The 11,966-nt window shown below is 42.8% G+C and carries 9 protein-coding genes; 4 read left to right on the top strand and 5 right to left on the bottom strand.

Annotated elements, in window-relative coordinates; all coding sequences use genetic code 11:
- Positions 1–1,288: 1,288 nt before the first annotated feature.
- Positions 1,289–1,960: a hypothetical protein gene (locus AC1DOV_RS23135; RefSeq protein WP_477551189.1), complete on the bottom strand. Its 672-nt coding sequence runs from the start codon at positions 1,958–1,960 to the stop codon at positions 1,289–1,291.
- Positions 1,961–2,392: 432 nt separating this feature from the next.
- Complete coding sequence (locus tag AC1DOV_RS23130) at positions 2,393–5,734, bottom strand: outer membrane protein assembly factor BamB family protein (protein ID WP_477551188.1); 3,342 nt, start codon at positions 5,732–5,734, stop codon at positions 2,393–2,395.
- A gap of 597 nt (positions 5,735–6,331) precedes the next feature.
- Here AC1DOV_RS23130 and AC1DOV_RS23125 point away from each other — a divergent pair.
- Both AC1DOV_RS23125 and AC1DOV_RS23120 read left to right on the top strand, forming a co-directional pair.
- Entirely contained in the window at positions 6,332–6,547 is a 216-nt protein-coding gene (locus AC1DOV_RS23125) for a PspC domain-containing protein (protein WP_076271803.1), read from the top strand.
- A gap of 62 nt (positions 6,548–6,609) precedes the next feature.
- A complete protein-coding gene (locus tag AC1DOV_RS23120; protein WP_477551187.1) occupies positions 6,610–7,272 on the top strand; it encodes a PspA/IM30 family protein in 663 nt (220 codons plus the stop codon).
- A 77-nt stretch (positions 7,273–7,349) separates the two neighbouring features.
- Here AC1DOV_RS23120 and AC1DOV_RS23115 read toward each other — a convergent pair whose 3' ends face one another.
- From AC1DOV_RS23115 to AC1DOV_RS23105, 3 genes are all read right to left on the bottom strand, one after another.
- The gene (locus AC1DOV_RS23115) at positions 7,350–7,532 is read right to left on the bottom strand and encodes a hypothetical protein (RefSeq protein WP_441876987.1); all 183 of its coding nucleotides are present in this window, start codon (positions 7,530–7,532) and stop codon (positions 7,350–7,352) included.
- A 184-nt stretch (positions 7,533–7,716) separates the two neighbouring features.
- The gene (locus tag AC1DOV_RS23110) at positions 7,717–9,468 is read right to left on the bottom strand and encodes a sensor histidine kinase (protein ID WP_477551186.1); all 1,752 of its coding nucleotides are present in this window, start codon (positions 9,466–9,468) and stop codon (positions 7,717–7,719) included.
- Positions 9,465–10,223 (bottom strand): response regulator, encoded by a 759-nt coding sequence (locus AC1DOV_RS23105; RefSeq protein WP_477512811.1) that lies wholly within the window; start codon positions 10,221–10,223, stop codon positions 9,465–9,467. Before AC1DOV_RS23105 ends, AC1DOV_RS23110 begins: the two co-directional genes overlap by 4 nt.
- A gap of 193 nt (positions 10,224–10,416) precedes the next feature.
- Between AC1DOV_RS23105 and AC1DOV_RS23100 the strand changes: the two genes are divergently transcribed.
- The gene (locus tag AC1DOV_RS23100; RefSeq protein WP_477551185.1) at positions 10,417–11,445 is read left to right on the top strand and encodes a M23 family metallopeptidase; all 1,029 of its coding nucleotides are present in this window, start codon (positions 10,417–10,419) and stop codon (positions 11,443–11,445) included.
- 20 nt (positions 11,446–11,465) lie between these two features.
- Positions 11,466–11,942: a small multi-drug export protein gene (locus AC1DOV_RS23095; protein ID WP_339207415.1), complete on the top strand. Its 477-nt coding sequence runs from the start codon at positions 11,466–11,468 to the stop codon at positions 11,940–11,942.
- Positions 11,943–11,966: the final 24 nt, after the last annotated feature.

The raw sequence follows: 11,966 nt of genomic DNA, 5'->3' as shown, positions 1-11,966 counted from the left end.
CTGTAATAGCTTCATTTAGGTACATAGTTAACCTCAATAACTTGATCTAGGTGCATTTCTGCACCTATTCCGCTAACTACTTTTCAAATCCTCTCAACTAGATGCACTTCTACACCTATTTGTGTTATTTCCATCAAATTTTATAATAACAAGTGCACTTCTGCGCTTATTTACACTTTACGATCGGTCACGCACACTACAATCACACTACATGCACAAACCATATAAACACTCTAATTACACTACCTACACAACTCACATATAAATCCTTGCACATATCACAAACGCATACTCTCACTCCAAATACACTTAAAATATGCACACTGCTGCGCACCCATTTATCACTATCTACAAAAGCGAAGAACAAAAATCAGGATAACTAAGTGAGAACCCCAGTTAGCAGCAGTAACTTTATCTAAGTGCATAAATGCACCTATTCCGCCAGCTACCTTACAAATCCGCTCAACTAGATGCACTTTTGCACCTCTTTGCATCATTTCCATCAAATTTGATAGAAACTAGTGCACTTTTGCGCTTATTTACACTTCACATCCGGTCACGCACACTACAATCACACAACATGCGTAAACCACTTATACTCTCAATGCACATAACCTACACAAATCACATACTGTTAGTTTAATAGCACTCCTTGTACACTTAACAATCATCCAATCGGACACCTTGCACGCTCTACAAACGCATAACCCAACACCCAATACACTAAACAAACGCACATTCCCTCATAGTCCAGTATCTACTCTCAACAAAAACAGTCGAGAGTACATGCTGATTAGTTAAGTGAGCACCCCGGTTCATATCAGCAGGCTCATCTAAGAGCATAAATACACCTATTCCGACAACTACTTTTCCAAATCACTCAAATAGATGCACTTGTGCACCTATTTGAGTAAATTCCACCTTATCTATTGAAAATAGATGCACTCCTGCGCTTATTCAAACTTTACGCGCGGTACATGCATACTTCACTCACATTACGTGCACAATCCAAATTCACACCCCCCACACACTACATTCACAATCCATCTACACCATTTCAATCCCGCTTTACCTACACAAATCGCATGCAATTAAACCACACTCCACTTACATACAATTTGCATGCAATCCAGTAACACTCCAGATACTTACAAGTCACACGCTCCACAAATGAACACATTCACACATATTCAGCCGTCATTTCTAATTCCTCTCTTACTCTTACTCTTACTCTTACTCTTACTCCTACTCCTAGTCCTAGTCCTACTTCTACGTCCACTTCCGTTCCCTAAAAAAAAGGATTAAAAGCCGAGCGTATTAGCTCATAGCTGACAATACGAATGCCTTTTCCAGATACAACTGGACGCAGTTTGCCAACGTCACACAGTCTTTTCAAATATTTGACTGCCGTGCGGCGATTAATATGAAACTCCTTCATCACATCGGCTGGGCGAATATTCTTGTTCGACCTAAACGCATAATGCAATAACTCACGCTCCAGGCGTGTCATGTTTTGCTCTTGCGTGTGAGTCACCAAATAAGGAGCCAGCAGCGACTGCAGCAAAGACACAATAAGCTGCGGTTTTTCCTCCAACTCGTCATAAGGTATGGACACGACGCGGTATCCAAGCACTTGCAGAAATGTCTCCCGATTTAATTCCCGTCGGTATCGAATTCGATCGGTATTCTGAACATGAGGTCCATAACCCTTTATTTCGAAAGCGAACCTCGTCGCTCCCCGCTGCCAAACTAAATCAATATAAAAAGGGTTCCCACGCCAATCCACGACTTCATACTCCGGATATAAATGATCAAAACTACCCATCATCGGCCACCAGACTTGCTTCAAAAACAAACGTTCACCATGCCCATGTCCACGCTGAAGCCTGCTCTTGTGCTCTCCCTTACTTGCACGCAAATGTTTTTTCAACCATTTCTCATGTTCTTCAGCAAATTCCATCTCTCATCCTCCTCAAAATGAAAAAACGTCCTTGGCTCCTCTTGAACAGAGGAAAACCAGGGACGTTCTACGTCACACTTTTTTATTCAACTTTTTATAAGATGTCATACTATGACGTTCGACGTCACACTTTTTTTATTTACCTTTTTATAAGATGTCAGCCTATGACGTTCTACGTCACAACTATCTTATTCAACTTTTCAAATACGTCAGCCTATGACGTTCTACGTCACACTTTTTTTATTTAACTTTTTATAAGATGTCATACCATGACGTTCTACGTCAAAACTATTTTATTCATCTTTTTATAATATGTCATACTATGACGTTCTACGTCACAACTATCTTATTCAACTTTTAAAAGACATCAGCCTATGACGCTAATGCTACATCTTAAGCTGATTCCTTTTTTCACACACTCTCTCTAACTTGTTACATTCGTGCCAGTAGAGCAGCCGCCTCTGCACGAGTCAAAGTCGCGAGCGGCTTGAAGCTTCCATCCTTGTAGCCAGTAATAATACCGGAATCTATTATTGCGCCCACCAGCCCAAGGTTTGATGCTTGTATGGATGATTTGTCAGAAATCTTAGCTAAGCCATCCGTTTTTTCGATCAACTTTAGAGCTTTAGCTGTCCATACCGCTACCTCTTCTCTTGTAATCGGCTGTTCAGGCTTGAAGCGATTTCCATATTTTGAAGCATCAATCCAGCCTTGTGTTACAGCCGATTCAATATATGGCCTAGACCAGCGCGTGCTCGGGACGTCAAGAAATGACAGATTTTCTGCTTTAACAGAAACTTTCAATTTCTTCGCAAGCATAGCCAGAAACTGCTCCCTCGTTACCTGAGCTGCAGGACGGTATGTTCCATCTGGAAAACCGTCAACAACGCCAGCTGCTGCAAGTTCCTCAACAGCTCCTTTTGCCCAGTGCAGCTTCAAATCGGAAAATAAAAGTCCAGAAGTATGTTTAACCTCAATATCTGAGAAGGTTAATTCACCTGCTGAATCGATAACTGCGACTTGGAAGTTGTTGCTAATTCTACTTACTGCCGTCTTCTCTCCAGCGATAGGGAGCTCCCACTTCAACTTGCCTGCTAAATTATACGATGCAAGAGAATGACGTCCTCTACTAGCGTAAGTATTATCAGATAAAGTAAGAAGCCATTCATTCTGCTGCTGATTGATGCTATTTGTGGATTCGGGATAATTTTTCACATTAATAAAACGGATAAGCTCTTCTCCCTCGGTCACGCCAATATTCTCGCCAGGTTTAAATATAACGAGCTTATTTTCGCTTAAAAATGGTCCTGTATAGGCATATACTTTCAAATTTTTCTTCCATTTCGATTTGCCTTCTTTATCTATTGCTTCTACAGTACCTTGTGAGCTGCCCGTAACAATGGTCCCATCCTGAAGAAGTAACGGTTTATAAAATGTATTATCTGACACACCGAGCTCATACTTCCAACGAATGCTGCCAGATGAAGCATTAATAGCGTAAAGTGTGCCATGTCTACGAATTTGTACAATACCTGAAGGAATAGCCGAACTCTCACCAACCGCTTCTTCTGCCGTAGTAATAATATATAACGTGTCTCCTATATCGTTTAAAGTTGGCTCAAAATGTGTGATTTCTCCACTCAACGATATCAGCCACAGCCGACTATCCGATACATTTGATGCTTCAAGATGACTGGTGACGCTGCGTTTGTTGCCATCCCTTACAATATTATTATTTGTGAATCCTGTATATCTATTACCGGAACGATCCCAGCCAATCATAGTATTGCGCTGATTAGCTGCCACCATATTATGAAGAACCTGCTTGCCGCTGCTTGGATCAAATGCTGTAAGCAAACCGCTATTCGTTCCTATAAATAGCCGTCCATCCGGTCCAATTGCAGGCCTCGCCCATACCTGCTCCTTCAAATCGTATTGCCACTGTAGCTTTCCTTCCAAGCTGACAGCTGCTACCTTCCCTTGACTGCTAAGTGCATAAACCGTACCATCATCCGAGATGAGGGGAGCCTGGTATACCTCATTAATACTGCTATTCAGTGTAGGCAGTGACACCCCCCAATTTTTCACAAGCTGAGCGCTATAGGTAACCCCAGGCTCATTCATATAAGCTCGCTCGTTTACCTTAATTTTCATTGTCGTCTTTAAATGCAAATATTCAGCGCTCACCTCGACTTCACCAGCTCCGACCGTATGAAGGCCCTGTTTATCAAAATAAGCAATTTTTTCATTGCTGCTGCGATAAACGATGCCTTGCGGATTGGTTTGCTCCTTGCCATCTGCCCACTTCACAGTTACAAATAGCGAGTATGTACTTTTTGATTCAATGTACGGAAAGAGGTTCCCAAACGTGATGGAAACCGCATCGTCCTTGTTTGAGGCTTGTTTAATTTCAAACGCGATTACCCGGCCGCTCTCTGTTCCAACATAGATCGTATTGGTATCCCTATACGTTAAATAAATGGGGGAATTTGTGTTGTACTCTGTTAGCTTCGTTGATTTCAAATCCGACAAAACAACTTTGTTATATCCATTTATTACATTCATTCCATTGTCTAACCAAACAACCGAACTAGCATAAAGGCCGCTCTTTATAGAGGATTGCAATTCCCCTCTTTGATTTATCCGAAGCAAGCGATTTTTAAAATATTCACTTTGCTCGGTTTTCTCAACCTTCGTCTTGTCATAACCAATCAATGAGCTGTAGAAAAGAAGGGAACCATCCTTATCCAGCTGCATTGCCGTTCCGTTTTCCAATACATTAGTATCTTGGTCGATTTGCAGCTTCCATATCAATTTTCCTTGCGTATCAAATTTAGTAATGACAGCATCTCTCGTAACAATATAAGCGTTTTGTTGATCATCAAAAACAACAGGAGCGTATGACCTTGCGCTTAGCGAGTAACTTTTTTTCACAGCTCCCTCGCTGATCACTTTAATCTCACCTGGACTTCTGTCCTGACTAAGCTGTGAACTACCCGATTGATCTCCTTTTTTCGAAGCCTCTAAATATACGATTAAATTGCCTTGCTTGTCCGTCATTGGGGTATTATAAGATGATCCATACATATTGACTTTCCAGCGCGATGAGCCGCTAGCATTTAATTCCTCAGCATACGATGTTGATTCAAAGCTTAGCTTACCGTCAACTAATTTAGTATCTAGGTTATAAGATGTAATAAAAACCTTATCCTCTAAAGTGCCCGCGTGCTTTACCAAATTCGTAATATTGGTCCGTTCCAATGCCTTCGTGCCATCCATGCGCAGGGCAAGCAGCAGTTCCCTTGATCTCACTTGAATATAGATTAAGCCGTTACGTTGAACGACAACCTTTTGAAAGCTTGAATAGGTTGTTTCATACTCCCATTTTTTCACGCCATCTTTGTTGAATGCATATAAATTCCCTCTTGAGCCGACATAAAGGGTCCCGTCTGCTCCTATTTCGAGCTGACCTTCTCTTTCTGAAGAAGTAACATCCATAGGACTAACATCAGCAGTCCACAGCTGCTTGCCAGCAGGGCTAAAGACATAAACCTTCCCTTGCTGAGATAGGATATACACCGTGCCGTCCTCACCGATGACCGGATTCGCAGCTACGCCTCCCTTGATGCTTTCGCTCCATCGCTCTGCTAAATAGGAAGCAGCAGGTTTAACGTCATTCGCTTGGACAGAGGATGAAGCACCGAAGCTTGGAACACACAGCGTAAAAACGATCAGCAAACAAATTCCGATTTTATAATAAAACCATCTGTTCATGTTGGTCCCAACTCCCATTTATACTAATTATTATCTCTCAAATCTAAATTTATAATAGTAGATTGGTTGAATAGAGTAAAGGAATTTAGCAGCCTCTCTCGCTCGAGAAGGCGGGAAGGCGGTAAACAATAACCGACTAAGTCCTTATTCAGGATTCTCAGCCAGCAATTACGGTTTCGACTGATTACACAGCAGAAGGTTTGCCTGCAGGAATAGAATTTCTAAGCTGCTCCTTTAAAGAAGCAACGCTTCTACAGCTTAGCTACGTAATGAACATGTAACCCACAACCGTAAATCATTGGTTTTAACACCTTAACAACAACACGTTCATCCCGATAAAGCTGCCCAAAGGTCTAATTACTTTCGGGCAGTTTTTTTATGGATTTACATTTTCAACTAAGACCACCACCAATCCCAATTGCAATTTCTAATAAAGCACAGCCTATAACTGCTATAAGAATAGCGGCAGCCCCGTCGCCCGTCGCAGACAGTCCCCGCCTAAAGCCTAGCACTGAAATGGCCCGAGGACCGTTACGAAACAATCTTCCAGAGGCTACAATAAGGACATAGATGAGCTACACGAAAGGATGACTGTATATGAAAAAATTATTTCGATCAACGACAGACAGCAAGCTGACAGGTCTATGCGGAGGCATCGGACAATGGCTCGGCATTGATTCCACTATTGTTAGATTGTTAGTTGTCATTGCGGCGTTCTTCAGCTTCGGAACGGTTATACTCGCATATTTTATAGCTACCCTCTTTATCCCAAAAGCAATTAACAACGACTTTCGATTTGCCGATCACTACTAAATCAAATAAACGAATGCAAATGAAAATAAAACAAAACACAAACTTTTAAGGAGAGATTATCAATGGGAATTTTACAACGAGTAGTTAGTATGACAAAGGCAGCAGCAAATGAAATGTTGGACAAGATGGAAAATCCGGTCATGATGCTTAATCATTATTTGAGAGATTTGGATGAGGAAATTGCCAAAACTGATCATGCGCTGGCACAGCAGCAAGCACAGGATCGTATGCTGCAATCTAAACTAAGTGAATTCAGCGGACAAGTAAGCTATTACGAGGGTAAAGCAGAGCAAGCGGCAGTTGAGGAACGTGAAGCAGAAGCACGTACGGCGCTTGAAGCGAAGCTGTTGTATCTAGAACAAGCCGAAGAAATGGCAAGACTGCAGCAGTTAGCAAAGCAAGCGGTACTTGACCTCGGTTATCGCATTGAGGCATTGAAAGAAGAGAAAACACGGCTGCAAGGAAAACGCGCTGAGCTCATTACTCGCGTGCAGCAGACAACTGCAACCTCTACTGGCTATTCCAACTCCCTTAATGGAAGCTCCGCTTCACAAGGGTTCGATCGGATTGAACAAAAGGTGATGGAATTAGAAGCACAACGTGAGCTTACAAAAGGTTCATACAACAGCTTACATGCTGGCGCATATAGTTCCGATCAGCAGCTCGAGCAGCGCAAAGCTCGTGTGGATGAAGAACTTAAACGGCTTCAAACTAAAAAAGCCTAAATACAACTTAAAGCGGCGGGCAAGACGTATAGTAACGTCATTGACCGCCGCTTCATTCGTTAGAATATTAACTTAAATTAGGATGAAGAAGAGCTAATAAATTGAAATACGCCAATTGCGATCAGTAGAACGACGAATATAAGGACGAACCACAGTACAAACTTAAGAGCGTTAGAAGAATTCGATTTACGTTGAAGTTTTTCCTCGACGTTAACTAATCGTTCTTTAAGCTCCTGTATTTCTTTTTCCTGTTGCTGCATTCTTACCCCTCCCTCGCAAATAATTTCGATTGACAAGAATATATTTTCTTTACATTTTTCATTCTTTTGTAGATTAAAAAAAATGCTAGATCATCAATATATCATGATCTAGCGTTTTTTTCATTTATTTACTAATTTTACAGCGATTCTTTAACTGTTGTTTGTTCGATGAAAGTCGATGTTGTCAGCTCCATATTAACAAAATCGTCGTCCCTTCACCCGGTGTTGTTTTAACCGTAATCCTGCCACCCATAGCTTCAATCAGTCCCTTCGATATAGCCATGCCAAGTCCAGAACCATTGGTGGTGGATGCGGTATCCGTGCCGCGATAATAACGCTCAAAAAGCCGATTTAATGTAACTTCATCCATACCATCGCCATCATCGGTGAATTTTATCGTTATTCCGCCACCTTCTTCATCCGCCAGAAGCGATACCGTCAAAACGGTATCAGGCGGGTTATGAAGCAGCGAATTAGCGGTTAAATTATTAACTACCCTCTCCAGCCAAGGTGTATACAATTGGAACCAGACATCATCTTGCGCAGCATGAAATACAATGCGCTGTTTTCCGTAAGCAGGATCAGCGGCAGCCTGTTCAAGCGCTTCATAAAGCCAGGCGTTTAGTTCAACCTTCATCGTCTCAGGAGGAAGAATTCCCGACCTCAATCGGTACGTCATAGCAAGATCGCTGATCAACATATCCATATGAGCCGATTTTTCCAGCATCGTCGCAGAAAATTTACGTACCTCCTCCTGAGACCAATCATATGCCGGCTCCGCTAATAAATGGGCATAACCAGTTATAGAGGATAACGGCGTCTTCAAATCATGGGTAACGCCAGCAATCCATTCTTCTCTCAGGCTTTCCGTTTGCTCCCGCATCGCTTGCTCTCTCTTCAAGGCATTGGATAGCTTTTCAATAGAAACCATCACATCAGCAAAAACACGATACCTTCGCCGCCATTTTCCTGCTGACGTTCGGCTTCGATGGAGACCTCTACGATCGACAGGTTCTTCATACACGGTTTTCCCTATTGAATCGAGCCATACAAGCATGTGCAGCATCGGGGCGCCAAAACGATGGGCTTGCCATAGTGAGAGGAGCACGAACAAGACCAGTAAGGAGATAAACAAGAAAATGGACCCGATAATGACTACCTGTGCTTCCTCCGGTATCCATTTCTTTTTGCCTGAGTCTCCCGCTACAGTATTCGGTTCTCCGACAAGCCAGGTGTTTCCAGTTTCCGCATCATACGAGGTTGCTATCCGGTAACCATATCTTTCACTGTACAATGTGCGAAGCGCAAGTTCCGGAACGGAGTATAGCGAAGGCACCGCATCGGGCTTGTTATAGGAGTCCAGTTCCAAACCTGCCGAATCGATCAGTTGAACAAAAGCATGAGCCGATCTTATTTTTCCTGATAAGGCATCTGGAAGGACTAATTTCTTTTCAGAAACAATGAATTCGACTTCATTTAATTGTTCCAATATAGGCTCTATTACTTTTGGAGCCCCATAGACCATTGTGAATTTCTTCCCATCCTTCTGCTGTATCCATAACGCAATCTGGTAAGGAAATGCGCTCTTCCCCATCCAGTGTTCCACTAATTCACCTGGTCCGTATTGGTTAGGAACATCTTTGGGCGTATTATAAGCACTAGCAACTTTTCCATTCTCATCTAGGCTTTGCAGCCAGCCATTGTTTTTCTTCACCTGCCTCAGCAAGCTGGGTGCAAACGTAATGCCATTCTTGCCAAGCTTAGAGGATTCTACCATCTGTTCTAACCCTACACTGGCAAAATCACGTGTAATGTTAATCTCGCTAAACCGCTGCAGCATCCAATAAAAGGTTAGCGCAGCTATGAGAAGAACGATCATTCCTGCTATTGCGAGTTGAAGAACGAACTTTAGTGTTAGTTGTCGCTTAATATTCATGGCATAGTAAGCTCCTGCTGATCCGCTTTAACTAGTTTGTAGCCCATACCTCTGACGTTAACGATAAATTTTGGGTTAGACGGATCAGCTTCAATTCTTTCTCTTATCCGATGAATATGAACCATGACCGTATTGTCATCACTGAAGGCTTCTTCACCCCAAACCTTCTCATACAGCTCGCTTTTACTGAATATTCGATTAGGGTTTTTGCATAGAAAAAGCAGCAGCTGAAACACAAGCGCAGGACATGAAACAGCCTGTCCTTCAATAAACAGCTCACCTGCTGTCTCTTCTAATTTAAATCGGCCGTAATCAAATACGTTGGATTTTCGATTGAGAGAATCTTCTGAGATATTCTTTAAGGCAGCAGTCTCCGTTGACGAACTAAAGTACCGCCGCAGCTGCGCCCTTATGCGGGCTACCACTTCCAGTGGATTAAATGGTTTGGTAATGTAGTCATCTCCGCCAATTGCAAACCCTGTCAGCTTGTCGAAATCCGATGTTCTCGCGGTTAGAAATAAAATTGGCGCGTTCGTCGTTTGCCGGATAAAAGGACATATTTCAATTCCGCTGCGCCCTGGCAGCATCACATCCAATACAATTAAATCGTATTTTTTAGCTTCACAAGCTTCAATGGCTTCTTCACCCGATTGCACGGTATCAATATTCATGTAGCCTTCCTTGCGCAATACCGTCTGCAAAAGCTCCAGTAGCGCTTGCTCATCATCAACGAGCAAAATCGATGCATGGTTCATTCGTGCCAGCTCCTTCCGCCAACTGATGTTTATATCATCATAGCATGATTTTTTTCACTTTAAATCATTCTAATCTTAAGGGAAGCTTAATTCGTTTCCATTCACTCTTCTTAAAGTTAAGAGTGCGTTAATGATGGGTTTCATAAGAGCTAAGACTCTGCTGCTACAATGGTATTATCGGGAGGCGATGAAAATGAAAAAAGGAGCAACGAATTATATTTATGGTACAGCAATGACTGCAAAAACGGCATTAGCTGCCGGTTCACTAGCTTTACTTCTAGCCGCTTGCAGCGGAGAAAACTCAGCAGTGACCACCAAGACAGGAGCTGTGCAAACAATGAGCCCCACGGAGACGACGAACCAATTACTTATGCCAGACGACCTGCCAAAGGCGCTGCTGGACGGCAAGTATAAGAAAATTTATGCCCGTTTTAATCAGCCTTTAAAAGATGCGGTAAGCGAAGCAGATTTTGAAAAGACGGGAGAGGAGTTTACGAATGGGATCCATAGCTTCGAGAAATCCTCTACTATACAGCTTAATGGTTACGACCGGCGCATATGGGTGAGTGACGAGGGGAATAAGGGGCTGCTCGGAATGTTTGATTCTGACGGAGTCATTACATCAATTCAAGTTCAGGAACTAACCTCCTCACCTGAAACCGATTCGAAGCTGAGCAAAAATAAATATGCTTTACCTTTTGAGGGCGAATGGTTTGTATTTTGGGGCGGCGAGAATGTTCTGGTGAATTATCATTATGAACTAGAGATTCAGCGATACGCGTACGATTTTATCCAAACAAAGGATCATTTTTCCTATAAAGGTGACCCGCTCAAAAATGAAAGCTATTATGCCTTCGGGAAAGAAATCATTGCCCCAGCGGATGGTATAATCATATCGGTAGTGAATGATATTTTAGATAATGCGCCTGTTGGGGTAATGAATCCGAATGAACCTGCTGGGAATAATGTCGTCATTGATCACGGTGGAGAATACAGCCATCTGGCGCATCTCAAGAAAGGCTCTGCAACAGTTAAGCCAGGAGACAAGGTCAAAAAAGGCGACGTTATCGGTCTGACCGGCAATTCAGGCAACAGCAGTGAGCCCCATTTGCATTTTCAGCTATCAGACGGACCCGAACTATTCACTGCCCGATCCATCAATGTGAAGTGGGAAAATGCGATGAAGCCGTCTCAAGGCGAAACCATTTCCTCAGCTAATTAAATAATAACTGGAGGAACATTATGATAGAATGGATTCAGCAAACGGATGGGATATGGCCATATATTGTTTTATTTTTACTCGCAGCAGCGCCGTGGTTGGATGTATTTCTAGTCGTACCTCTTGGCATCGTAGCAGGATTGTCGCCAGTAGCAGTAGCCATTATCGGCTTTGCAGGCAACTTTCTTTTGGTACTGCTCCTGGGCCTGTTTTTCAAACAATTTTCGAAGTGGAATACGAATCGGAAATTGAAGAAGGGCATTACCACAACATCAAAAAAGGAGACTCGCGCAAGGCGAATTTGGGAGCGTTACGGCCTTCCCGGACTTGCCCTGCTGGCTCCCCTTATTGTGGGCACCGACATCGCGGCTTTATTAGCTTTGTCATTAGGCTCCTCGCGAAAACGCGTCATTCAATGGATGGCAGTCAGCCTTGCCGTATGGACCATTGTAATGGCGCTCGGCTCTGTTTATGGATTCAGCTATATGAAAATAATTTAATTGCGATGATCGAGCATACAGGCT

Source organism: Paenibacillus sp. 01T47, assembly GCF_056398245.1.
The sequence above is the reverse complement of the archived record's forward strand: the minus strand, read 5'-3'. Positions and strand labels throughout refer to the sequence as shown.